General features: G+C 43.9%; 22 protein-coding genes. 10 read left to right on the top strand and 12 right to left on the bottom strand.

Annotated features, from left to right (window positions below; all coding sequences use genetic code 11):
- Window positions 1–31 precede the first annotated feature (31 nt).
- From ABD036_RS11390 to ABD036_RS11375, 4 genes are read left to right on the top strand one after another with little or no spacing between them, the layout of a single operon-like run.
- Window positions 32–1639 (top strand): carboxyl transferase domain-containing protein, encoded by a 1608-nt coding sequence (locus ABD036_RS11390; RefSeq protein WP_343859990.1) that lies wholly within the window; start codon window positions 32–34, stop codon window positions 1637–1639.
- 14 nt (window positions 1640–1653) lie between these two features.
- Complete coding sequence (locus ABD036_RS11385; RefSeq protein WP_343859988.1) at window positions 1654–2475, top strand: enoyl-CoA hydratase/isomerase family protein; 822 nt, start codon at window positions 1654–1656, stop codon at window positions 2473–2475.
- 11 nt (window positions 2476–2486) lie between these two features.
- Window positions 2487–4496, top strand: coding sequence for an acetyl/propionyl/methylcrotonyl-CoA carboxylase subunit alpha (locus ABD036_RS11380; RefSeq protein WP_343860308.1), 2010 nt, complete (start codon window positions 2487–2489; stop codon window positions 4494–4496).
- Between the two features lie 33 nt (window positions 4497–4529).
- Window positions 4530–5435, top strand: coding sequence for a hydroxymethylglutaryl-CoA lyase (locus tag ABD036_RS11375; RefSeq protein ID WP_343859986.1), 906 nt, complete (start codon window positions 4530–4532; stop codon window positions 5433–5435).
- A 50-nt stretch (window positions 5436–5485) separates the two neighbouring features.
- Here the strand turns inward: ABD036_RS11375 and ABD036_RS11370 are convergent, their stop codons facing one another.
- Complete coding sequence (locus ABD036_RS11370) at window positions 5486–6712, bottom strand: ABC transporter substrate-binding protein (RefSeq protein WP_343859984.1); 1227 nt, start codon at window positions 6710–6712, stop codon at window positions 5486–5488.
- Between the two features lie 16 nt (window positions 6713–6728).
- Window positions 6729–8156 (bottom strand): substrate-binding periplasmic protein, encoded by a 1428-nt coding sequence (locus ABD036_RS11365; protein ID WP_343859982.1) that lies wholly within the window; start codon window positions 8154–8156, stop codon window positions 6729–6731.
- Window positions 8157–8558: 402 nt separating this feature from the next.
- Between ABD036_RS11365 and ABD036_RS11360 the strand changes: the two genes are divergently transcribed.
- Complete coding sequence (locus ABD036_RS11360) at window positions 8559–9179, top strand: DUF922 domain-containing protein (protein ID WP_343859980.1); 621 nt, start codon at window positions 8559–8561, stop codon at window positions 9177–9179.
- A 30-nt stretch (window positions 9180–9209) separates the two neighbouring features.
- Here ABD036_RS11360 and ABD036_RS11355 read toward each other — a convergent pair whose 3' ends face one another.
- The 3 genes from ABD036_RS11355 to ABD036_RS11345 form a co-directional block, all read right to left on the bottom strand.
- Entirely contained in the window at window positions 9210–9743 is a 534-nt protein-coding gene (locus tag ABD036_RS11355; RefSeq protein WP_343859978.1) for an SRPBCC family protein, read from the bottom strand.
- 61 nt (window positions 9744–9804) lie between these two features.
- On the bottom strand, window positions 9805–10761 hold the full coding sequence (locus ABD036_RS11350) for a nucleoside hydrolase (protein WP_343859976.1): 957 nt from the start codon (window positions 10759–10761) through the stop codon (window positions 9805–9807).
- Between the two features lie 11 nt (window positions 10762–10772).
- Window positions 10773–11711, bottom strand: a complete 939-nt coding sequence (locus tag ABD036_RS11345) for a GlxA family transcriptional regulator (protein ID WP_343859974.1) — start codon at window positions 11709–11711, stop codon at window positions 10773–10775.
- Window positions 11712–11936: 225 nt separating this feature from the next.
- Between ABD036_RS11345 and glgC the strand changes: the two genes are divergently transcribed.
- On the top strand, window positions 11937–13199 hold the full coding sequence (gene glgC, locus ABD036_RS11340; RefSeq protein WP_343859972.1) for a glucose-1-phosphate adenylyltransferase: 1263 nt from the start codon (window positions 11937–11939) through the stop codon (window positions 13197–13199).
- Window positions 13200–13220: 21 nt separating this feature from the next.
- On the opposite strand, the gene ABD036_RS11335 is transcribed toward glgC, so the two are convergent.
- Entirely contained in the window at window positions 13221–14024 is an 804-nt protein-coding gene (locus ABD036_RS11335; RefSeq protein ID WP_343859970.1) for an alpha/beta fold hydrolase, read from the bottom strand.
- Window positions 14025–14243: 219 nt separating this feature from the next.
- On the opposite strand from ABD036_RS11335, the gene ABD036_RS11330 reads away from it, so the two are divergent.
- Entirely contained in the window at window positions 14244–14537 is a 294-nt protein-coding gene (locus ABD036_RS11330; RefSeq protein WP_343859968.1) for a hypothetical protein, read from the top strand.
- 108 nt (window positions 14538–14645) lie between these two features.
- Here the strand turns inward: ABD036_RS11330 and ABD036_RS11325 are convergent, their stop codons facing one another.
- Window positions 14646–16001 (bottom strand): spinster family MFS transporter, encoded by a 1356-nt coding sequence (locus ABD036_RS11325; RefSeq protein WP_343859966.1) that lies wholly within the window; start codon window positions 15999–16001, stop codon window positions 14646–14648.
- Between the two features lie 250 nt (window positions 16002–16251).
- Between ABD036_RS11325 and ABD036_RS11320 the strand changes: the two genes are divergently transcribed.
- On the top strand, window positions 16252–17061 hold the full coding sequence (locus ABD036_RS11320; RefSeq protein WP_343859963.1) for an acyl-CoA thioesterase: 810 nt from the start codon (window positions 16252–16254) through the stop codon (window positions 17059–17061).
- A 19-nt stretch (window positions 17062–17080) separates the two neighbouring features.
- On the opposite strand, the gene ABD036_RS11315 is transcribed toward ABD036_RS11320, so the two are convergent.
- Both ABD036_RS11315 and ABD036_RS11310 read right to left on the bottom strand, forming a co-directional pair.
- Entirely contained in the window at window positions 17081–17929 is an 849-nt protein-coding gene (locus ABD036_RS11315; RefSeq protein ID WP_343859961.1) for an HDOD domain-containing protein, read from the bottom strand.
- A gap of 99 nt (window positions 17930–18028) precedes the next feature.
- On the bottom strand, window positions 18029–19051 hold the full coding sequence (locus tag ABD036_RS11310) for a 2-dehydropantoate 2-reductase (RefSeq protein ID WP_343859959.1): 1023 nt from the start codon (window positions 19049–19051) through the stop codon (window positions 18029–18031).
- A 112-nt stretch (window positions 19052–19163) separates the two neighbouring features.
- Between ABD036_RS11310 and ABD036_RS11305 the strand changes: the two genes are divergently transcribed.
- Entirely contained in the window at window positions 19164–20417 is a 1254-nt protein-coding gene (locus tag ABD036_RS11305; RefSeq protein ID WP_343859957.1) for a glycosyltransferase, read from the top strand.
- An 11-nt stretch (window positions 20418–20428) separates the two neighbouring features.
- On the opposite strand, the gene ABD036_RS11300 is transcribed toward ABD036_RS11305, so the two are convergent.
- Both ABD036_RS11300 and ABD036_RS11295 read right to left on the bottom strand, forming a co-directional pair.
- Window positions 20429–21994: a GNAT family N-acetyltransferase gene (locus tag ABD036_RS11300; RefSeq protein ID WP_343859955.1), complete on the bottom strand. Its 1566-nt coding sequence runs from the start codon at window positions 21992–21994 to the stop codon at window positions 20429–20431.
- Between the two features lie 45 nt (window positions 21995–22039).
- Complete coding sequence (locus tag ABD036_RS11295) at window positions 22040–23701, bottom strand: SufS family cysteine desulfurase (protein ID WP_343859953.1); 1662 nt, start codon at window positions 23699–23701, stop codon at window positions 22040–22042.
- A gap of 97 nt (window positions 23702–23798) precedes the next feature.
- Between ABD036_RS11295 and ABD036_RS11290 the strand changes: the two genes are divergently transcribed.
- Window positions 23799–25031, top strand: a complete 1233-nt coding sequence (locus tag ABD036_RS11290; protein ID WP_343859951.1) for an MFS transporter — start codon at window positions 23799–23801, stop codon at window positions 25029–25031.
- 13 nt (window positions 25032–25044) lie between these two features.
- Here ABD036_RS11290 and ABD036_RS11285 read toward each other — a convergent pair whose 3' ends face one another.
- The gene (locus tag ABD036_RS11285; protein ID WP_343859949.1) at window positions 25045–25437 is read right to left on the bottom strand and encodes a DUF2750 domain-containing protein; all 393 of its coding nucleotides are present in this window, start codon (window positions 25435–25437) and stop codon (window positions 25045–25047) included.
- Between the last annotated feature and the right edge of the window lie 299 nt (window positions 25438–25736).

The raw sequence follows: 25736 nt of genomic DNA, 5'->3' as shown, positions 1-25736 counted from the left end.
AGATCATTATTTACGAACCAGGAGCGAATCTGTGCCCCGTATCGTCAGTAAAATAAATACTCAAAGTCAGGATTTTCAAGACAACACTGCACATATGCAGGCGCAGGTTGAAGATCTTAAGAATGTTGTCGCAAAGATTAACCAAGGCGGCGGCGAAAAGGCCAATCAGCGACATATGGATAGAGGGAAATTACTACCTAGAGAGCGGATTAACTGCCTACTCGACAGTGGTTCTCCGTTTTTGGAATTGTCGCAACTGGCTGCTTGGAACGTGTATGAAGATTATGTTCCTGCCGCAGGCGTAATAGCCGGCATAGGTCGTGTTTCTGGCGTGGAATGCATGATTGTCGCCAATGATGCGACCGTAAAAGGCGGTACCTATTATCCATTGACAGTAAAAAAACATTTACGTGCGCAAACCATTGCAGAGCAGAATAATCTGCCGTGTATCTACTTGGTAGATTCTGGTGGTGCCAACCTACCGCGTCAAGAAGATGTCTTTCCTGATCGCGAACATTTTGGCCGAATCTTCTTCAATCAAGCCAATTTATCAGCACAAAACATCCCGCAGATAGCCGTAGTGATGGGCTCTTGTACCGCTGGAGGAGCTTATGTTCCAGCCATGGCCGATGAATCCATCATTGTAAAAGAGCAAGGCACTATCTTCTTAGGCGGACCACCGCTGGTTAAGGCGGCAACCGGTGAGGTGGTTACTGCTGAAGAATTGGGCGGTGGTGATGTGCATTGTCGAACGTCGGGTGTGGTCGACCATTTAGCCAACAACGACCATCATGCATTGCAACTGGCTCGAGATGCTGTTGCTCGCCTGAATCGGGTTAAACCGAATTACCTAGATTTGGTCGAGCCCAAAGATCCGGCTTATCCAGTCGATGACATTTACGGGATCATTCCTAAAGATGCGCGACAGCCCTATGATGTAAGAGAAATCATTGCTCGCATCGTTGATGGCTCAGAATTTGATGAATTTAAAGCCTTGTATGGAACTACTTTGGTGTGCGGATTCGCCCGCATTTTCGGCTATCCAGTAGGAATAGTCGCCAACAACGGCATCCTATTTTCAGAATCTGCACAAAAAGGTGCGCACTTTATTGAGCTGTGCGCTCAGCGCAAAATTCCTTTGGTATTTTTACAAAATATCACCGGCTTTATGGTCGGTAAACAATACGAAGCAGGCGGCATAGCGAAACACGGTGCCAAAATGGTAACCGCGGTCGCTTGTGCCAAAGTGCCTAAATTTACCGTTTTAATTGGCGGCAGCTTCGGCGCAGGAAACTATGGGATGTGCGGCAGAGCTTACGATCCCCGGTTCATGTTTATGTGGCCTAATGCACGCATATCAGTGATGGGCGGTGAACAAGCTGCAGGCGTTCTAGCGCAGGTTAAGCGAGACCAAAAAGAACGTCAGAACGAAACTTGGACCAAGGAACAAGAAGCGGAATTTAAACAGCCGATCATTGATACCTATGAAGAGCAAGGCCACCCTTATTTTGCCTCCGCGAGATTATGGGATGATGGCGTTATTGACCCAGCTGATACCCGTTTTGTGTTGGGCTTATCAATTTCTGCGTCTTTAAACAAACCCATTGAGGACACGCGTTTTGGCGTGTTCCGCATGTAATAGGGACAAATTCAATGACTGACAACAATTCTTCTCAGCAATCTGAAACACAAAGTGTCTTGTATCACCTGAACGAGCATGGCGTCGCCACTATTACGCTCAATCGGCCTGATATCCACAACGCCTTTGATGATAGTGTCATATTACGCCTTACCACCCTATTTAATCAGGTAGCTAGGGACAAGAGCGCGCGAGTTCTGGTACTTCAAGCCGCAGGAAAATCTTTCTGTGCAGGTGCGGATCTAAATTGGATGAAACGCATGGCGGGCTATACTTACGAGCAAAATGTAGCCGATGCCAATGCGCTGGCAACCATGTTGCATACTTTATATACCTTACCTAAACCAACCATTGCTAAGATTCAAGGTGCGGCTTTTGGCGGTGCGGTAGGACTAGTTGCCTGTTGTGATATCGCGATCGCTAGTCGACTCAGCAAGTTTTGTTTGAGCGAAGTGAAGCTTGGCTTGATCCCAGCAACTATTAGTCCTTATGTGATTGATGCGATGGGAGACAGAGTAGCGCGACGGTATTTTATGACCGCTGAAGTCTTCTCTGCTCGACGTGCAAGACGATTGGGTTTAGTCAGCGAAGCCGTGGTTGAAGAAGAACTAGAATCGACGGTTGCAGACATCGTTCGGCAAATTCTTAACAATGGCCCTGTCGCTGTCGCTGCCGCTAAACAATTAGTATTCGATGTCAAAGACGAACCCTTAGCTGAAGAGCTTATCGAAAAAACCAGTTTACGCATCGCCACCATTCGTGTTTCCGAGGAAGGCCAAGAAGGGCTTTCGGCATTTTTGGAAAAACGCACTCCAGCATGGCGCACTAGCAAATGAGTACCCCTAAGATGATTAAAAAATTATTGATCGCCAATCGAGGTGAAATCGCCTGTCGGATAATCAAAACCGCGAAGAAAATGGGCATAACGACCGTTGCCGTTTATTCCGATGCTGATGCCAATGCCCTACACGTAAAAATGGCTGACGAAAAAGTTAGGCTGGGGCCAGCACCTTCAAAAGACAGTTATTTGAAAGGTGAGTTAATCATCGCGGCGGCGATTAAGCTCAATGTTGATGCTATACATCCCGGCTATGGTTTTTTGTCTGAGAACGCACAATTTTGCCGCTTATGTGAACAACATAATATTATATTTGTTGGTCCTCCCGTCCCGGCAATCGAGGCTATGGGCTCAAAATCCGCGGCCAAACAAATCATGCAAGAGGCCGGAGTTCCTTTAGTACCAGGGTATCATGGTGATGAACAAGCCCCTGAGTTTCTGAAAAAGCATGCTGATGAAATGGGCTATCCCGTGCTGCTAAAAGCCGCTGCTGGTGGCGGTGGTAAAGGCATGCGTCAAGTCAGTCACAGTGATGAGTTTTTTGCAGCCCTTGACGCCGCCAAGCGTGAAGCCATGTCTGGTTTTGGCGATGACATTATGTTGATCGAAAAATACCTGACACAACCACGACATGTTGAGATCCAAGTGTTTTGTGATCAGCACGGCAATGGCGTGTATTTGTTCGAACGAGATTGTTCTGTGCAGCGCCGTCACCAAAAAGTAATCGAAGAAGCCCCCGCACCTGGAATGACCGATGCGTTGCGCAGTGAAATGGGTGAGGCAGCGTTAAAAGCAGCGCAAGCGATCAACTACGTTGGCGCAGGAACGGTTGAGTTTCTACTTGAAAATGACGGCCAATTTTTCTTCATGGAAATGAACACGCGCTTGCAAGTAGAACATCCGGTTACTGAGATGATCACGGGACAAGATTTGGTTGAATGGCAATTGCTAGTGGCTCAAGGGGAAACGCTGCCTAAGCAACAATCAGAATTGGCGATAAACGGCCATGCTTTTGAAGCGAGAATTTATGCTGAAGATCCCAACAATGAGTTTTTACCTTCAACCGGCACACTGACTCGGTTGATCCCGCCTTGTGAAGATGCCCATACCCGAGTAGACACGGGTGTTTTGCAAAATGATGCCGTCTCCCCCTACTACGACCCTATGATTGCCAAACTCATTGTATGGGATAAAGACCGTGAAAAAGCCTTGGCTAAACTCACCTCAGCATTGAGCCGATACGAAGTTCAAGGGGTTACCACCAATATCGACTTTCTGTACAACTTGGCTTCTCACAATGCCTTTGCAAATGCGCAGTTAACCACTCACTTCATTGAAGAGCATGAAGCCGAACTGTTTGTCAGTGCTGCACAAACTCACGAATCGATAATTCCATTAGCGGCTGTATACCTAGTATTAGACCGTGTTCAAGCTCAACCTAAGCAGTCAATACATTCACCATGGCAAGCTGGTAATCACTGGCGTATGAACGAATTTCATCAAGAAGCTTTAACCTTAAGTGTGCAAAATTGTCAATATGATATCCGTGTTATTCACGCGGACCAAAATGACTCGTTACTACGCAGCTTTGAAATTCAGCATGGTAGTCAAAGTTACGTTTGCCACGGCAAACTTGAAAACGGTGAGCTTAGTGTCAATGTGAATGGCCATGGGCAGGTTATTAAAGTGGCTCAACATGAAAACTACAGTACCCTTTTCACGCCTAAGTTTGCGGTCCAGTGTGCGTTAGTTACGCCCGATTTAGGCCTATCCGACCAAGATGACCATCACGGCGGATTCAACGCACCAATGAATGGCACTTTAGTTGGATTGATGGTGGAGCCGCAACAGCAAGTGGAAAAAGGACAAACCTTATTGGTGATGGAAGCGATGAAAATGGAACATGCGATCAAAGCCCCAAGTGCTGGTAAAGTGCTGGAGTTTTTCTATTCACCTGGCGACCTAGTTGATGGTGGTAGTGCGCTATTGACGTTCGAGGCCACTGATGAAACAGAATAACCAACACGCTGCCCATAGCGAGGGTAATTTACGATGATGCAGGGTATTCCAAGTGCAGTGAAAATCGTTGAGGTGGGACCTCGCGATGGTTTACAAAATGAAAAACAAATCATCGCCTTAGAAGACAAGCTCAAGTTAATTGATGAGCTAGCCTTGGCGGGTCTTAAGGTGATAGAAGCCGGTAGCTTCGTGTCGCCCAAATGGGTGCCACAGATGGCAGACAGCAAGCGCTTATTTAGTCAATTGTCACGCCACCAAGACGTTACCTACACGGCACTGACACCAAACCTCAAAGGCTTTGAAGACGCATTATCGGTTAAGGTTGATGAAATTGCCGTATTTGGCGCAGCTTCTGAATCGTTTTCTAAGAAAAATATCAATTGTACGATCGCTGAAAGTATCGCACGTTTCGAGCCTGTCGTGGCTCAAGCCAAAGCCAATAACATACCAGTCAGAGGGTATTTGTCTTGTGTGCTGGGCTGCCCTTACGAAGGTGACATTGCGCCACAGGCGGTGGCAAAGGTAGCAAAACAACTACTCGAATTAGGCTGCTATGAGATTTCCTTAGGCGACACTATTGGGGTGGGTACCCCGTTGAAGACCGCGGACATGCTTAATGCCGTACTCGAATATGTCCCCGTTGAGAAAGTTGCTGTGCATTTTCACGATACCTATGGACAAGCCTTGGCCAATATACTGGTCGCGTTACAAATGGGCATATCTACCATCGATAGCGCGGTTGCGGGTCTTGGTGGCTGCCCATACGCAAAAGGCGCATCAGGCAATGTTGCCACAGAAGATGTGATCTATATGCTCAACGGCATGAATATTCACACCGGTATTGATATCAACAAGCTGGCCTTGGCTGGCCGTAATATCATGAACACACTTGGCAGGCAGTCTCAATCGAAAGTAGCATCGGCATTATCTGCTCAGTAAATGCCGTTGTAGTTTGATATCCCCATGTTCAGTGGGGATAGTCCTACCCCCTAGGTTGCCGATGCGCGAGCTAAGGCTTGCGCAAACACCACTTTTGCCTCAGCTCGAGCTCGCTGTCGATCAAAGTTCGAACGGGCCATTTTATTAACAATGGCATTGAGCATTTGAGTGTCCATGCAATCCGCCAAAACCATCAAATCTTGTTCTAGCGCCGGCAATATTGTCAGTAACTTTTGCGAAATCAAGGGTTGCGCATGATAACGGGGAAAAAACTGATCAGGATCGGTTAAAGCCACTACGGTTTGAGATATCAACTCTGGATCCGACTCATAACCAACAAAAACCTCCGCCTCTTCTGTACCTAATACCGCATACCGATCGGTGACGCTGCATGGCAACACGTCTTTAAACTTAATTCCGTATTTTTTAAGCCCCAATAAACAATCTTTCCGGTTAATAAACTCTGGGTCGGCACTGATAGTGAGTTTCCCTGCTTGTTTTTTTAAATCTTGCAAAGAGTACAGTTTTTCTTGCTCTTGCAACTCAGGTGTAATCACTAAACAATAATCCTCGCTACAACCTAATACTGGCAACCATTTTATCCCCAACTGTTGACCATATTGATTTAATTCGTTGCTGATCTCATCAGCGCTTTTAGGTTGATTTTCACTATCAAGATGTTGAATATTAAAATATTGAATACAGGTGCCTGTGTAATCCATGTAAATATCAATCCACCGATATTTGAGCTCGGCAAAATTATGCATGCTATCGCCATTAGGATAGCGAATATCACAGATGATATTTGGGTTACTGTTAGTCAGTGCTAATGCCAGTAACTCGGTAAAAAACAATTGTGATGGATCGTTTTTAGCACCAATAATAATTCGTGGATCAGGCCCTTGAATGCGACTATCAGCATGAATATCTTCGCCTGCAAGAATTGGCCAAAACGACTGTTCTGAGGTACTTACTTGCTGCTGAACTTTAGTAATAGTGTCATTGAAACTCTGTTCCATCTCATTTAATTGCACGTGCAATTCTTTATCCGATATCTTGAGTGTCAATGATTGAATAAAACTCGGCATGTTAATGATCACAAAGGGCATGATCAGCAATGCGAACAAAATCAACACTTGATTAGTGGCTCGCAAATATTCATCGAGCCCGAATAACTTGAGTTCAGCCAAGAAAAACAACAATACTGCGACACAGTAAATGATCAATAGGTAGGGGGCTGAACGCGAAAGTATGCTGTACCTCTTTTTAGTTTTCATTGATATTTCTCACTGTTCATTGCAACTTAATGGCTTCGGGGGCAAAGCAATAGAGATTGGGACTGCCAGCTAAAGGCCCGTTTAAAATTCTGGCCAGCACATAGGGACGTGAACCGTCTTGCTTAGCCCTTAAGAAAACGCTGGACCATTGACGTACTGAGGCCTTAGAACCATTTGGAAAAAACACCGGTGGATCAAACTGGCACGTTTGCATTTGCTGGTCAAAAACGCCGGCATTTACCAACGTGTTGCCCGACGTAGCCACCAAAGACACCGCCGTTGATAATTGGATCTTGTTCACCGTAGTGCGCACCAGTTTGTCGTATGCTTGTTGGTTCGAACGTAATTCATTAAGTCGCAAGTTAAACTGATCTCGCAACCCTAAATTGTTGGGGTTATTTTTAGGGAACATCATTCGATGAGGAACAGGCTTTGAGTATGAGCTTCGCTGAATATAAGGCGCTAATTCAGGAAGCGATGACGACAATATATTTTCGGCGACTTGGATAGCTTCAATCATTACTTTGGGTTTGGATAAATATGCCAAATTAACTAAAGCAGAGGCCTCATCATCGGTAATACAGCTGTGTTTCACGTGTTTTAGGTCAAGTAACTGCGCCGTTTGCGACGTCATTATCAGCTGATATTCATCGATCTTATTGGAAAAATCTGTGCTATTGAATCTGGTCCCTAGCCCGTAAACAACGATATTTTGCGTGCCTGTCCAGGTTAATTTATCTGACAATTGGGCCGGATTAATAGACAGTTTGAATAGCTTGTCGTTATTGCCCCCAAGCTGGCCGGTTTGAGGACCAGACAAAACGACAGCAACAAGTTCGTCAGAAAAGTCGTTAAAACTAATGATCACCGAAGTGAGATTTTGCTCTAGTGCTTCGAGCCCTTGCATCGTATCTTTTTGATCGCAGGTGAACTGGGGCAGATATTGCTGAATTTCTTGGGCGTATTTATAGCCTTGCAACGTGATGATTGAAAATTGTTTGAGATCTTGATGTTGGGTTATGAGCTTTGCTTCGGGAGTATTGGATACGTGATAAAATACGCCATAGGTAATGTCAATAATGCCGTCACTAAAATAAAACTGCCCTTCCCTTTGCTGACTGTGAATATAAGGGAAGATACCCCTGATCTGACGGTTAGTTTGCGACTGTTCAGCGCGATTTTGCACCAGGGTCCATGGCATAAATTGCAGTTGAGTTTGATAGCCCATTTGTTTAAATACAAGCTCAACAATTGCCGCTGCAACGCCATTATCCGGTAGCGACTCGCCCACATAAGGAGCCCACTCCCCAGCCGCCAAATGGACAACTTTGTCACTACTAGCGGGGCGAGTAGCCGAGATAACAATAGCCCCTATCAACAAGATCATTGCTACGATTAAGCCAATCATGATCATTGGATTTGAACGAGTAGACAGGTTTTTCATAGTGCATCCCTGACACGCAAAACAGAATGTTTACGCTTGGTGACATAGTTCAAATAGTAGCCAACTCAGCGTAAATTGCCATTGATTGTATGAATAATAGGCTGACCTTATACCTATCCAAGCGAAATGAACTGAGTTCAGGTTAAATAGGCAAATTCTGCCGCTTGGTGCAAAACTCGACTAAAATTAACGGGTATTGCCATCGACATCATCAGGGACATACCTACAATGGTGACATGATAGTAACAAGAGGTAACCCCAATCAGACCTTAATCTATGACAAGAGGCACTCTAATCTGAATATTTCTGTACGGTGTTTATGCAGCTATAAAGTTGACTTAAGATGGCCTCAAAGTGGCTACTCAGCCTATGCCTTTGAGGCATACAATAAAAGTAGTCAGCATGACAATTAAGAATAAAATACAAAGGGTTATCGATAAGTGGCTTAGTATTGCTTTACTCTGTTGTTTGACTTTTATTAGTATTATAAATTCTCATGCTCAGGCGCAGGTGATATTACGAGAGCGATTCCATCATTATAATATTCAGCCCCAATCAGTGGCAGAAATAAAAATAGAACTGCGTAAACACTCCCCCGTAAATAAAGAAAACCAGCTTTTTCACGGCGGAACCCAATGGAAATTATTTCCTAAGTTTGGTTGGAAAATTGAAAACAACTTATGCCGGATCAAGGAAGTGGTCGTGTACCTTGAGGGGGAATATACCTTACCTAAAATGTCAAACCGAACCACGTCAACTGAGACGCTGAAGCGTACCTTTGATCTCTATTATGATAATTTAGTGGATCATGAAAAAGGACATCAGGCACTGTGGATAGAAGCGGGAGAAGAAATCTCGCGAAAGCTTAAAAGCATGCCTGCCCACTATTTATGCGAGCATTTAAAACGTCAGGGAATGGCAATGGTCAATGATATTGTTGCTGATTACCAGATGCGCAACAGCAAATACGATATAACCACCGAACATGGCAAAACCCAAGGGGTGTTTATTGAAGCTCAATAAACACCTAATTGAGATTAAACTGTGTTTATTTTAATTAGTTTTTTCGACTAAATTTTTTAAATTTTTCAGCCCTTGTTGAAAGTCAGGGCCTATCATGGAGTCCATCACCAAAGCAAAGTATCGATTGACTGGGTTATTTCCCACGTCACCCGAATCACGCCATGTCACTGTAGTAGAGCTTGCTTGCTCTTGCAAAACAAGTTCGCCAGTTGAACCCATTTCAAAGGCGGGAAAATAAAGATGGTAAGTCACCTGTTTATTTGGCACTAAGGCTGTGATGGTCATTTCCCCATCCCCTTCGGTGTCACTTTTCCAACTCGATTTCATACCAACCTCATTATCTGGACCGGTATAGGTAATACTCATTTGCAGGTCACGTTCAAACCACACTCCCCATTGTCGCCACTTTCTTAAATCCACGAGCTGAGGGTAAATTTCATTTGCTGGGGCATTAATCACAATCGATCGCTCAACACTGTATTTAGAGGGTAAAAATAGACCAATAATCATCAGTGTAACGACGATAAATAACAACCCGATGAGGCAACGTTTGAGTAATGTCATTGCGTATATTTCCTTTCTTTAACCATTTGATGTACTTGAAATTTGTTTAAACAACACAAGCTTAACCTTTAAACTGCCGTAAAACATAATCTAATACCAGTTGTTTATTAGCGCCGGTGGCGACCAAAATTTCATTACCACTGCCCTTTGCGCGATAGGTCTGACCCGCATTAGGCTCGGTAATCGACACAGCTAGTTCAATAGCGCTGAACTCAATAGCATCAGCGGCAACGCCCAATACAGAGGTTGCTAGGACGTCCCACATAAAATAGGTGTATTCATAACTCGGGATAGAATTGATCGTTGTCGCCCAAAACTGCCCCGCTAAATGGGATAGTGGGTAAGCACGTTGCTGCGCCAATTGTGCTAAAAATGTCATGTCTACCGGTAAACAATTGGTAGCATCTAGACTGATCATTTTTACCACCAGTCCAGATTCAATCAAGGCTTGAGTGGCCATAGGGTCCCAAAAGGCATTCCATTCTGCGCTTTTGTCATGATTGTGCATGGCCACGTTACCTGGCACATCAACCGCTCCTCCCATCCAGATAACTTGCTGGATATGTGATTTCAGCTCAGGATGCTTGGCTAAACACGCGGTTAAATTGCTGCACGGGCCCGTCATTAAGATATCAACTTGTTGATGCTGTTCAAGTAGCGAGGCTATTACTTGGTCGGCTGGCAGTTCGCTTATCTGGTTTAAATTAACCGGTTGCAAGATCATATCTGGTAAGGCATTACATATTTTGGGTTGCGCTCGCCAATCAGCTGGAAACGGATTGACGCCGTGGATACTCCCTTTTGCTACCAGCACATCAGTTCGGTCCATTTTGTTGAGGATCTTTAACGTGGACAATGTTGCATCACTTAAATAACAATCCGCTGGCGTGATGGTGACGGCTAGCAGTTCAATGTGCTCCATGGTGAGAAGTAACATTAAAGACAATAAATCGTCTACCCCACCGTCATGATCAAAAATAACCTTTTGCTTAGCTTGTTGTTGTTTTTGTTCGGTCACCGATGACTCCACTACCCTTGAAAAAATTGTTGTTGATACTCACTGGGTGAAATGCCCACGAATTTATGAAAATTAAACCGTAATGTGACCGTATTATCAAAGCCCACTTTTGACGCCAACTCATCCATACTGATCCGATCATGCTCCAATAAGTCTTTGGCTAAGCGAATACGTTGCTGATTTAACCACTCCTTAGGTGGCATGCCAACCGAGGCTTTAAAGTGACGGTCAAACGATCGACGAGACATATTTGCATGCTTGGCAAGATCATCTACTTTGAGTACCGTATGCAATTTCTTAATTGCCCAGTCTAAAGTTTTTGCAAAACGATGATGTTTGTGAACTATTGGTGTTTCAACGAATTGGGCTTGCCCTCCCGTCCGATGGGGCGAAAGCACCAACCGACGAGCAATAACGTTAGCAACTTCATGGCCAAAATCTTGGCGGACAATTTCAATCGATAAATCGAGCGCGGCAGTACTACCGGCTGAGCAAGAAATATTTTGGTTTTGCGTATACAAAACATTATCTACGTACTCTACTAAAGGAAAACGCTGTTTAAACTCTTCTGCATAGCGCCAGTGTGTTGTCGCTTTAAGGTTATTTAATAAACCTAATTGTGCAGGTAAAAATGCCCCTGAGCAAAACGTAATGATTGGTTTGTTTAACCCATGAAAAGCGACAATTTGCTCAGCAAGAGAAAGCTTTATTTTTTTTGATTGCGTGTCCCACCCAGGGATAAGTAACCGGTCGTAATGAAGCAGTTCATCGGTTTCTATTGCGCTCAGCTGCAAGCCCGTCGACGTTGTCAAAGTGCTTGAATCAAAGCTAATTACGTCACATTTATACCAAGGACTGATCTCTTGTTTGGGTAAACTGAATACTTCTAATGCACACCCCAATTCAAACATAGGTAACTTATCAGTTACCAATATTGCCATATGGTGCATCTTATATTCCTTTTTGATTGGATGCGGTTTAGTTGGCTAGATATTAGCGGATTTATCTTTTTTCGCCAATCAATCCAATAAAGGAGCAATAAACATGGCAATAAATGAATATCCAAATTGTTTTTCCCCTATCGACATGCCAAACTAAATTTAGCAAGGAGACTGTAAATATGTAGTCTCTCTCCTTAGCCACTAAACTATAAGAAACGTCTGAGGATATGCCTAATGGAAAACCCAAGCCCCCGTTATATAAGTAATCTAACCAAAGATACCTATGCCTTAATTCTCGCCGGTGGTAGAGGTTCAAGACTGTATGAATTGACGAATTGGCGAGCCAAGCCAGCGTTGTATTTTGGCGGTAAGTTTAGGATCATCGACTTCCCCTTATCTAACTGTATAAATTCAGGAATCCGTCGAGTCGGCGTAGTCACTCAATACAAATCACATTCATTAATTCGTCACCTTGTTAGAGGTTGGGGACATTTCAAGAAAGAACTTGGCGAGTCAGTTGAAATTCTACCTGCGTCACAACGTGCGTCAGACGATTGGTACTTAGGTACCGCAGATGCGGTTTTTCAAAATATTGATATTATTCGCGACGAGTTACCCAAATATGTGATGATCCTCTCGGGCGATCATATATATCGTATGGACTATGGTAATTTAATTGCTCGACATGCGGAATCAGGCGCGAAAATGACGGTCTGCTGTATGCCCGTGCCATTAGAGGAAGCCGCTGGTCAATTCGGTGTTATGTCGGTTGATGAAAATATGCGAATTGAAGGCTTTGCCGAAAAACCGGAAAAGCCCAACCCATTGCCTAATGACGCGACAAAATGTCTGGCCTCCATGGGCAACTATGTGTTTGACACTGAGTTTTTGTTTGAGCAACTTAAGCGAGACTCCGAAACGTCGAGTTCAGAGCGTGATTTTGGCAAAGACATTATTCCAGCCATCATTAAAGATCATCCTGTTTATGCTTATGCGTTTGATGAGTCTGATCAACGAGAAGTGTACTGGCGTGATGTTGGGACACTGGATTCGTTCTGGATGGCAAACATGGAGTTGGTGCAACCAGTGCCAGCATTAAACCTGTACGATAAACGCTGGCCAATCTGGACTTATCAAGAGCAACTTCCGCCCGCTAAGTTCGTTTGGGAAGAAGACAATCGTCGTGGTTCAGCAATAAACTCAGTGGTATCTGGCGGCTGTATTATCTCTGGCGCGACAGTCCGCAAGACAGTGTGTTTCTCAAACGTCAGAGTGCACAGCTACAGTGAAGTTGAAGAATCAGTTGTATTGCCTGATGTGGAAATTAAACGTAATTGTCGTATTCGTCGCGCGATTATCGACCGTGGCTGCATCATCCCTGAAGGTATGGTTATTGGTCACAGTAAGCAAGATGACGAAGCCAGAGGCTTTAGAGTAACGGAAAAAGGCGTAGTACTGGTTACTCGAGAAATGTTGGGGCTACCAGTAGGTTATTAAACTTCCAAGAAAATGATTGGCTTAGCATTCCCATGCGGCCAATTGTTGCTTGATCATCTCTGCGACAAATAGTGGCTGTTCCAAGGGGAACATATGGCCACCGTCTTTGACAGTTTTATGCTGCAGCTGATTATGTTTAATAAAGGGAGCAATCAAATGTGGCCGACAAACGGTCGTTTTTTCCCCTGTAATAAGAACAGCTGGAACACGTAATTTCCCATAAAACCGTGAAATGTTCAGCGGAATAGTTCGAAAAATGTTGGCTTCGATAGTGTGATCAAAATCAAGCTCAAATCCCTCGTCAGTTTCTTTTACTGCTGCCTTTGTATAGTCTTCGATGCAGGTAGGGTGCATATTTTTAAATAATTGTTTACCAGAAAAGTACGCAGTCAAATCGGTGCCTTTAGGCCATTGGGTACAGCGATTTAATGTTTGTCTGGCTGGGGTGAGCCGATCAAACAAAGGTGTGGGCCGTAAAACTTTTACCACAGCACTGGTGACGCCAGTAAATAAAGGTGGATCTAGCATGATCAAGCCTTTGACTTTATCTGGATGCAAACAAGCAGCCATATACGAAACCACAGCACCAAAAGAATGACCCACAAGATAGCTTGGCACACCGTTATTTTCAGTAAGAAAGTGGATCAATTCATCGACTTGATTGCCCCAACCGCGGCTCAGCGGAAAAACGGGGTTATGGGCAAACTTGTCCAATGCGAGCACTCTTGCCATAGGCTCAATGGCATCTAACAGTAACGAATAACTGGCAGCAGGAAATCCATTAGCGTGCGCGAAATGTACAGTTAGGTTGCGGCGATTTGTCATCGTTGACTCTCAGTTGGTTAACATTACTATAATACGCTTATTCATCGGCTTAATCAGCCTTACCCAACTCAAAAATCGTTCAAATTAGCGGATCACGTCATCACAGCCCAAATACGTATACCTTTACATACCTGAGTATCACCCCAGAGATTTATTAATCGATTGGCATTGTGCATTCTTAACCCAAGTCGAACGAAACAACTAATTAAAGAGGTTAAGATGAAAATTACGATGAAACGCGTACTTATCACTTCAGCAATCGCATTAAGCGTTGCCCAAAGTGCTAATGCATCTATCACAGCTTCTTTAAAAAGTGTTTGCGACAAGGCCTCTGAAGCGGCAACCCAAAGCGCGGTGTTTGAGTCTAACGACACTTACTCTGCAATGCTTACATCGCACTTCAATGCATCAAGCTGTGACGGCCAACAACTTCTTGAACAAATGCGCGCGCAGAAGGCTGAAAAGCTCACTGCCAATCACAAACAACCTGTGGAGGCTAGCTCGATAGATTGAACGATTTGGTCGTAATTGACCAAAGTTAGTAACGATTTCCTTTGATACTTAGTGGTACTTTCCCGTCCTTAGATGGTTATAGCCGCTCCTCCCCGGAGCGGTTTTTTTTTATCCATTTCTTTGCTCTGCATTTTGCCAGTCTTGGTCGACTTTACGAGAGGTCCAAAAATAAGCAAGGATGGATAAAATAAAAGGTGCTGCTAACCACGTCATTGCCAATCGCAACCCCTCCACCGAACCATGGGTGTCGCTAAATGCGTCGCTAAGCAATCCAACAAAAGTGGGACCGCCGCCCAACCCAATGATATTCAGCACGAAAAAAAGCAAAGCTGTAGACATGGCTCTGACTTTCACCGGTGCCAATGTTTGTGCCAGCGCAAAAGAAGGACCTAAATAGGAACCACTGGCGAACAGTACTATGGTCATTAATGCCAATGAGGCATTTAAACTCTCTACATACAATGAAAACATAAATGCAGGTGTGGCTATTACTAACATCAATCCCGGCACTAAACCGTAGGCTTTTTTGCTACGCTGACTCCATTTATCAACAAGCACACCACCAACCCAAACGCCAAGCGCATAAGCCGTTCCATTAATAATGCCCATTACAACCAACAGATTGACAAAATCCAGACCACTGTGCGCTCGCACGTAAAAGTCAATAATCCAAGTTCCGATAGCATAATTTGCAAAAGAGCCAAAGGATATTCCCAAACACATTCCCCACCAAGACGGAATGCTCAATAAGGTTTTTAACGCTTGCGAAAAAGGCACTTGGGTTAGATCCGCGCCAGCATTGTCTCCGCCCCTGACCGGCTCTTTTACAGTCAACTTCAAAATAATGGCTAGTGCGACACCGGGAAGTCCAACACTGAGCATTACAACTCGCCAATCAGCGCTGCCTCCTTTAATTAAAAAAGCAGTTGCAAAAAAGGCGAGCATAATGCCAAAAGGAATACCAAGTGAATAAATCGATAGTGCACTGGCACGTTTGTCTTTGGGAAATAGATCGGAAATGATCGAATGTGACGGCGGACTGCCTCCCGCTTCACCAATTCCCACACCAGCTCGCGCTAAGGCCAATTGCATATAGTTACTAGCCAGTCCCGATAAAGCGGTAAACCCGCTCCATATAGTCAGTGAAATCGCAATGATGTTGACCCTGTTGTATCGGTCAGCCAACCAAGCTATTGGGATCCCCAAAACAGTATACAGAAGCGCGAAATATATCCCTTTGAGCCACCCCATTTGGGCATCATCAAGGCCTAAATCTTGTTGGATCAAGGGAGATAAAATGCCAATAATTTGTCGATCAATAAAATTGAATGCATACACCAACGTGAGAATAACTAATACATAAATGCGATACTTCTGACTCACTGGTGAGCTTTGAATTGGTGCATGCTCAAGGTCTTCAGAAGGGCGTTTCGAGGATTGTGCAGCGGTCGTTTGCTTTGACATCGATTTTCCTAGCAAGTTGGCAACTACCTTTCATACTACTTTCCGGCTTACGTGAATAACAAGCAAAGTTGTGAAACATTTGTAAATAAAATAATAATTATCATACAAATAAATAGTTTAACGTTAAAAACAGCTTAATAAAGCGTTCCTGTGGCGGCTGATTTCAAAAAGCTAAACGCAATTCGTTACCACCGCTAGACATCGGACCAGTGCTGCGTTATAACAAACAAAAGGCTTTTGGAAAAATAACATGACCGTCGATCAACTGCTCTCACAAGCTCGAAACCACAGTGAAAACCCGCTCGAAGTGCCTCATCTTTTGATAACAAAAGAGTGGGCACAAGGCCGCACTGCGTTTGGCGGCGTGTCAGCGGCAATGGTCTATGCGGCGATAAAACAACAAGTATCAAATGACAGAGTGATGCGTTCGTTTAACTGTAACTTTGTCGGACCACTGCAGGTTGATAGCCCCTTTACGATTGAAATCGACATACTTCGCCAAGGCAAAAATGTCACCCAAGTTATTGCTAAAGCAATACAAAACCAGCAGGTCGCGCTCTTGTGTCAAAGCTGTTTTGGCGTTGGGCGAGAGTCAAAAATTGTGGTCGAAAACGACGATAATCATCAAATGACGATCCCCAAAAAAGCCAAATTTATTCCGCAAATACCGAAAATAACCCCAAAATTCTTACGCCATTTCGACTTATCGATAGTAGAGGGAGCCCTGCCATTTACTGGCAGCAAAATTGATAAGATTGATGGTTGGATGCGATTTAAACAACCGCCCGCTCAAATGCAGGATGCCCATTTGATCGCGTTAATAGATGCGTGGCCACCTACCGTACTACAATTGCTAAAGTGGCCAGCACCAGCAAGCACTATGTCATGGAACGTGGAATTTTTGCATCCACATCAGCAATGGCAACCGAGCGATTGGTTCGCCTATGCTGCAAGAACGCGCCAAGCTGGTGAAGGATATGCGCACACAGAGGCCAATATTTGGGATCAACAAGGTAAGTTAGTTGCATTGAGCAGACAAACGGTGGGGATTTTTGACTAGGTCTATTTCAGAATAAAAATTACAATACCACTGATGACGACGGACTAAACATGGCCAACACACTCAAACTTTGCATGCCCACGAAATTAAGTGCGGTTTCGAGCGATTCATTATCTAGTCCTAGATCTTCATACAGCTCAACTTCTAAGTTTGCATGCCCAGAATAAAGTTCTGGGTAACAGCTATCTAACGCCATAATGTAACTTAATTGGATAATTTTATCGTCGATAGTCTTGGCTTCGGTTTGACTGTGATGTTGATTACCTATTGGATCTACGATGGTCGTTGGAATACCCCACATTCTTACCAAAGTGGCGCCAATATCAGCATAAGTAGAGCCTAAATGCTTAAGCTGTAATTGCAGTGGTGTGTCGGTTTCACTGATTTGTGCACACTTTCTAGCTATCTCAGGATTAAACCTGACCATCACTAGCTCGCCAACATTATGTAGTAACCCTGATACAAATAGTCTTTCCGAGCCCTTTCCAATCAGTCGCTCGGCAAAGTATTTGCAAAGTAATCCACAAAACACCGAGTTTTCCCAAAAACGATCTAGATCAATGACACTGTTGTCAACGCCGTTAAAGGTTTTACATATGCTACACGCTATCACCAAGTCGTACACAGAATTGGTGCCAATGACTTGGATCGCTTTACTGACAGATTCGATTTTGCTGGGGAACTTATATAGCGCACTATTCGCTATTTTAAGAATTTGCACCGTAAGAGCCGGATCGTAGTTAATGACACCGGCAATGTCTTCCATGTCGGTTGCATGATCATCAATGAGTCTTTTAATCTGAATCACCGCATCAGGTAATACGAATATATCTTTTGCCTCAGAAGCGTAATCCAGCGCGTGCACCATTCATCTCCTAATGTACTAATGATATCTCAAGTTAATAACTTACCAAGATAATAGTACAAATAACAATATCGAATTTAATACTATTAGTTCATTTACATATTAGTGGTGGATAACTTCTTTGTACAATTGTGAGGCAGAAATCGCTGATTTATTTGCAGGCATTTGATTATTTTCACGATTTTCTATCATTTCAATGACTTTTTGATTGGCATTACATGGAATACCAAGCGCTTTGGCATGATCAACAATCACACCGTTAAGATAGTGTATTTCGGTCTTTTTCCGCCGTGATAGATCCCACCACATAGAGGTTCTAACAAGGGGATCAATTGCCAGCATCTTATTTGCCACCAGCTTGAATAACCAATTTGGTAATCGTAGTACTTTAGGTATCCAATGACTGGGTAACGCAGTGACCTTAGGGAGTTGAATGTGCTTTTTATCGGTGACCAAAAGTAATTCGTCCATCAATGCGGCAATGACCATACGATACCCTCGTTGCTGCAACATGGCTTTTACCGGAATGTCAGCCAATGCATTCACACTATTACCTAGATTAAGTTGTAGTTTCGCCCACAATAAAGCAGACATATCATTACTCGTTTCTACTGGCAGCAAGTCTGAGTCTATTTTTGCAACCAGTTTATCAAGCCACTCCGCAGCGGTTAATTCAGTTTCGAGCGTTAAAGCCCCTTGAGACCCTCGGTGAAAATGTCCATCTGCTACTTCAACCACATTAAATGGCACCATTGCCCTGAGCACTAGATTATCGGGTAAAGCCTGTTTAAGCGGTTTATCTGACCCCAGTCCATTTTGACAACAGATGATCACTGTGTGGGCATCACAGAAGGCTTTAATCTGCGGGATTGCCTCGACTACATCTGTACACTTTACTGTCAACCACAATACATCTGCAGGCTGAGGTTGCTTCTTGTGGGCGTTGCAGGTAAAACCGCTGATTTGGGCCTTATGATGCAGATAGTCCGTAATCTCGATGCCCGAACGCAACTTAAGCTGCACTCGCTCTCGACAAATCAGATCAACCTCGCAGCCTTGATTACGCAGTGCAGCACCGAGGTAACAACCTATTAAACCGGCACCAAAAATAACATGGTGTTGCATTTTATCAGTCTCTGTTGCTGTGGTTAATTTGAATTAAGCTAGCATAAGGCTTTCGTTGTAAACTGCATAGCGCTATGATCGGCCTACTTCGTTGCTACCATTAGCTTTGTGCATGTCTATTGATACTTCTTCTGCGGAAAAAAAATTGTTAGTGATCGGTTATGTCTGGCCTGAACCCAATTCATCGGCCGCAGGCAAACACATGATGAGTTTACTGGCTTTTTTTAGTGCCTCCGGTTACGTCATTACTTATGCGTCACCGGCATTACGCTCCGATCACAAAGCGGATTTAGCTGCATTACATTATCAAGAAGTGGAAATTGCCCTCAACTGCAGTTCATTTGACGACTTTGTTGTTGAGCTATCTCCCGATATTGTGTTATTTGATCGCTTCATGATGGAAGAGCAATTTGGTTGGCGAGTGGCCAAAGCTTGTCCCAACGCTATTCGAATTCTTGATACCGAAGATTTGCATTTTTTGCGTGACGCTCGACATCAAGCGTTTAAAAAGCAAATACCTATGAATGATTCACTGCTGAAAAATGACATGGCGCTTCGTGAAATTGCTGCCATCTACCGCTGTGATTTAAGTTTAATCATTTCTGACTATGAAATGGAGATACTGCAAGCGCAATTTAATATACCTAGCGCGTTACTTGTTTATTGCCCATTTATTGTAGAACAGCCTGCCGAATCCCCTTCGCTGACATTTGAGCAACGTGCACATTTTGTCTCCATTGGTAATTTTAGACATGCACCAAATTGGGATGCTGTGCTGTATTTAAAAAATACCATTTGGCCGTTGATAAGGACGCAATTACCTGAAGCCGAGCTACATGTTTACGGTGCTTATCCGCCCCCCAAAGCCACTCAGTTACATGCTCCTAAACAGGGTTTTTTTGTGGATGGCTGGGTTGATGATGCACTATCTATGTTAAGTCAAGCTCGAGTATGCCTAGCGCCGCTGCGATTTGGCGCTGGGTTAAAAGGTAAGTTGGCGGATGCGATGCTCTGCAAAACCCCCAGTGTCACCAGTACAATTGGCTCGCAAGGCATGGTGGGTGAGATGGATTGGCCTGGCGCGATTGAAGATGATCCGAGTGCTTTTGCAGACCAAGCAGTAAAATTGTATGTAGACCAAAACAGTTGGCAACAAGCGAGTCTTCGCGCCCAACCACTGTTGGATACACGATTTAATGCAGATGCTATTTTAATGAGACTAGCGCACAGCATAAGTGACATTTCTGAGAATTTGTCGCAGCACCGTTTAGCCAATTTCACCGGCATGATGCTGCAACATCATTTTCATAAAAGCACCCAATACATGTCGCAATGGATTGAAGCGAAAAACGCGCGCAAAACCTGAGCTATTGAGGCTTAGCCGCCCTGCTCTCCTTTATTGACTATGCTCTTTTCGCCAATCCACTCAATGCGATAGAGGTCACGACGACGATCCAAGAAGTTTCGCACTGAACCTGTATTTTGTAGTACCTGAAGTTTATCCAAGTCAACGTCCACTATCAGCGTCATTTCCGTATTAGGCGTAGTTTCGGCCATTATTGCATCATGGGGAAAGGCAAAATCTGAGGGCGAAAACACCGCCGTTTGACCGTATTGAATGTCAACGTTATCTACCTTAGGCAAGTTGCCGATACTACCGGCAATAGCGACGTAACATTCGTTTTCTATTGCTCTAGCTTGCGCGCAACGCTGCACTCGTAGATAACCGTTTTTGGTATCCGTCCAGAAAGGCACAAACAGGATCTGCATTTCTTCTTCGCTTAATAAACGGGCTAGCTCGGGAAATTCCACGTCGTAACAAATTAATACGCCAATGCGACCAAAATCAGTATCAAACAAGGTCAACCTGTCGCCGCCCTCCATCGCCCAGTCTTTCTTTTCAGATGGCGTAGGATGTAGCTTATATTGGCTCTCAATAGTACCGTCGCGTTTACAAATAAACGCCACGTTGTATAAGAGTTCATCTTCGATCAAGGGCATAGATCCGGCGATAATATTGATATTGTAACTGACTGCCATTTTCGACACTTCATTGACAATTTCATCAGTGTAGGTGGCCAAATGTTTAATCGCTTCAATCGAAGAGCTCTGATCGCCTAACCCCATTAAGGGAGCGTTGAAAAATTCTGGGAACAGGGCCACATCACAACGATAATCAGACAGTGCATCAACAAAATATTCAAATTGCTGCAGCAACTCGCCAACACTGCTCATTTCGCGCATCTGCCATTGTACGCAACCGATTCTAACCACTTCTTTCTTGGCCCCGAAGAGTTTGCGCTTTTGTGGTTCATAATAAATATTAAACCACTCAAGTAAGGTCGCAAAACCTTCAGACTCTTTGTCCTCTGGCATGTAAGCCCGCAACACTCGCTTAACTTCAAAATCGTTGGACAATTGGAAAGTTAAAATCGGGTCATATAAATCACGACGTTTAACCGCTTCAATGTACTTTTGCGGCGACAATTCGTGACTGTGATTCTTATAGTTAGGTATGCGTCCACCGAGGATGATGGCGCGCAGATTAAGGCTTTGACAAAGCTCTTTGCGCGCTTCGTATAATCGTCGCCCAAGTCGCAAGTTGCGATAATCTGGATCAACAAAGACTTCAATACCATAGAGCACATCGCCGTTTGGATCATGGGTCGTCAGGTAGGCATTACCGGTAATTTCATCATAGGTATGCTCATCACCAAACTTATCGTAATCAACGATGACCGAAAAAGCAGCTGCTACCACTTTGCCATCATCTGCGATACATATCTGGCCATCTCTGAAGATTTTCAGCATCGCCATATAGCGTTTTTTGGTTATCGAGCCACCTAAGTTGGTATACACTCGATCCATGATAACTTTAATATCATCGAAATCTTCTTCATTAAGATTTCGTGCCAGCAATTTAACATCATTTTCTTGTGACATGCATATCCTTGATTAGTAACGTAGATCTAAATAAACCAGAAATGACTACTTTTGATCGCTCAAAAGTTTTTTTATTTTGCGAACCACCGCCGCCAGTCCGTTTCCTCGTGAAGCACTAATGTGCTTATCCAGTCCCAGCTCCTGTAAGTGTGCAAAAAAATCAAACTGGAGAATAAATTCTGCCGACTTAGTTTGCACAGGTTCTAATAAGATAGCCAGTAGGCCGCGGACTATTTTCCCACTGGCATCCGCTTCGAATCGAATCCGACTTTTATCATCCTGATGACAAATAAGCCACACCTGCGACTCACACCCTAACACCTCGTTATTTGCGGTTTTATATTCAGCTGGCATGCCCTGGTTACCTTTCCCAGCAAGCATTACCTGTCGATAGACACTGTCCCAACCTTTCACTCGTTTAATTGACTCAGCTAAAGGTAAATCACGGGTTAAAACGTCATCTGATTGGGTACCACTATCGGATGTCATTAGATTGACATTATTTAACTTTGCAATAGCCTGATGCAACGCCAGCGCAAATTTGTCTATTTCTTGAACGGTATTATAACAAGCGAGTGAGATGCGCAAGGTTCCAGGTACATTGAGTGTGTTCATCAACGGCATGGCGCAATGATGCCCTACTCGCACCGCAATACCTTGTTCATTGAGCAAAGTGCCTAGATCTTGGCTATCGCATCCTTCTACAATAAACGAGCAAGTCGCAATGCTATTATCTGCATCACCAAATAATCGAACACCGTCAACCTGCTCTAATGTTTGCCTTAGATAATCCACTAGGGCAGACTCGTTTTTTTTGATCTCGACTCTGTGCGTTTGGATAAATTGCAGCGCTTGGTGCAAGCCTAACACCCCTTCAACATGAGGTGTTCCCGCTTCAAACTTAAACGGTGGAGGTTGAAAGCTCGATGTTTGATAATCGACTTTTTCGATCATCTCTCCGCCCGTTAAAAACACCGGCAAGGCATTGAGTCGAGCCTGCTTGCCATACAGTACCCCGATCCCCGTCGGACCATAAGCTTTGTGTCCACTGAATACGAGAAAATCACAATCTAAAGATTGTACATTGAGCTCAAGATGGGACACGGCTTGCGCCGCATCTAACACTGTGATGCTGTTGAATTGCTTGGCTTTTTCAATAAAAACGCCGACCTTATTAACGCTACCTAGTGCGTTAGAGACCATGCCTAGCGCTACGATACAGGTTTTGTCTGAAATTAACGAAAGGCCTTGTTCCACTTGCCAGCAACCGTTGCTATCGATGGGGATAACGTCAATATGCAACCCCTTCTTTTTAGCTAATTGTTGCCATGGGACTAAATTCGCGTGATGCTCGGTTGCCGAGACTAGAATGCGCCCACCTTCAGGCAAATTTGTTTCAGCTAACGCGATAGCAATCAAGTTTATGCTTTCCGTCGCACCTTTGGTAAATATTATCTCACTAGCATAGCGGGCATGAATAAATTCCTGTACAAACACTCTGGATTGCTCAAATTTACTCGTGGTATTAGCGGCCAACTGGTATGAAGCGCGATGTACATTGACATTATGAATTGAATAATAATCGGTGATGGTACTGATAACGATGTCAGGTTTTTGGGTTGTTGCGGCATTATCAAAATAGAGCAACTGCTGATTTTGTGGATGAGAAAAAAATGGGAAATGTGCGCGCAGCGACCTGTCTTTCATTAAGCAATTCAATATTTTGTTAATCACGAAAACGTGCGTTGATTGTAACTCAAATCGATTTTTTTATCACAAAAACTCAGTGTAAAGATAACTAAAGATGCCTAAAACAAAAGCCTATATCATTCTGATCTCGATGATGTTTATCAGTATCTTGAGCATGGCAGGAATAGCGTTACCGTTTCCGATATTAGCGCCTCTGTTTATCGACGCTCCGTTAAATGAATTTAACAATTTCTTGCACATTCATCCCAAATTATTACTTGCTATTGTACTGGCTGCATTTCCGTTAGGCGCATTAATTGGCTCTATCTTTTTAGGCGCACTATCTGATACTTTCGGACGCAAAAAGACCTTGGCTGGCTCTATTAGCCTCAGTGCATTGGGTTACGTTTTATGTGGTTTTTCGCTGCTGTGGCAAGACTATACTTTGTTTGTGCTAGCCCGTTTTGTGACGGGGATTTTCAGTGGAAACGTTTCGATCGCAAGAGCGATTGCCGCTGATCTACATCCGGTTATTGATAAAACAAGAGCCTTTTCATGGACTTATGCAGCCGGTTACGTGGGCTGGTTAGTAGGCCCACTCGCCGGTGGCTATTTAATGTTGCTCGGTGCTCATACCGCTTTTTTTAGTGCCTCTATCGCACTGCTGTTCGCCGCCACTTTAACCTTGATACTGATTACTGAAACCAATTCAAACCGCTTAGAGCAAAGGCCGCTCTTCGAACTCATGTGGAAGCAAAATTCATTAAGATTGTTACACCATGTCAGTTTAAGGAGCGTTTTTGTGATAGCTCTGATGGTAAATTTAGGTCTAAACGCTTTCTACGAGTTTTATCCTGTTTGGTTAGTTGAAGACTTTAGTTTTGACAGTGTCCAAATTGGCCACTACACAGCATTGTTGACATTTTGCATGGTGCTGGCCAGTACCTTGTTGATCGAAAAATCTCGGCATCGATTTGGAAAAGTGAAGAGCATACTCACTGCATTGCTGTTGGCCTGCTTAGTACTGCTAACCACGCCCTTTATTACCTCATCATTGTTGCTGAGCTACTTCATTGTCATGGGCGTGCTGATTGCTTTTTTTAATGGTTTAATGCCTGTATATTTCAGTGATCGCTATGAAAGCTATGGTCAGGGGAAGTTGATGGGGTTACTCACCCTCACCTTTTACTTAGGTAATGTGCTGATTGCTTTTGTCGGCGGCCTAGTCAGCTTGTATGGGGCTAGGTGGAGTTTGATATTAGGCGGACTGATATTATTTATCAGCGCACTGAGCTTGTACCTGTTTGACCGCAACACCTCTTTTGCTGCGGCCAAAGCACAACGATGATAAAAACCGTATATTATTCAGATGGCGTTATTTGCTCATTGAAGCATTCACGTATTTCTTGTGCATCTAACATGATCCCTTCTTCATCTTCATTTAACGGAAACACCAATATCAATGTTTTATTTTGCTCCATGCCAGGAAGCCATTGATTCAACCAAGCATCAAGACTGATTTTTTTCGGTTTGCAATCTGGAAAATCGTCTTTCTCCCAGGCTTTGGCAAATGACTCACTAGGCCAGATTGGCAAACAGGCATCTTCTTCAGCTTGTAACAGTAACCAGCCATTTTCCCCAAAAAGCCCCCACAACTCGCCATTCTCAACGATTTTTTCCAATGCATAATCGAAGCGCTCTTCAGGCTGTAATTTACTTAACGATACAAATTCGTCCGAGGTAAGTTCTGTCATTCTGTGTTCCTGTTTTAACGAGCCTTTGCCCGATAATATGTAGTAGTTACGAAACCGTGGGTTGCGACCTTTCACTGTCATCAGAAGCGTTATTAACCTAATTCACCGATGAACAGGCAGGATTATGACAAAAACTACAGCGAAATTCTTGCTTTATCCCGCAATAGCAACCTTAATTACTAGAGTTAAAAAATTACCAACGCCGCCATGAGCGAGCTTCTGATGTACATGTGACGGATTATAGTGTCAAAAAGTGAGGGAAAACAGTAGTCAATATTCACCTCAAAAACATGCAACTA

This window comes from Aliiglaciecola litoralis (assembly GCF_039523355.1).
In the GTDB taxonomy this organism is placed as follows: Bacteria; Pseudomonadota; Gammaproteobacteria; order Enterobacterales; family Alteromonadaceae; genus Aliiglaciecola; species Aliiglaciecola litoralis.
This window is presented reverse-complemented; position numbering and strand designations above follow the sequence as displayed.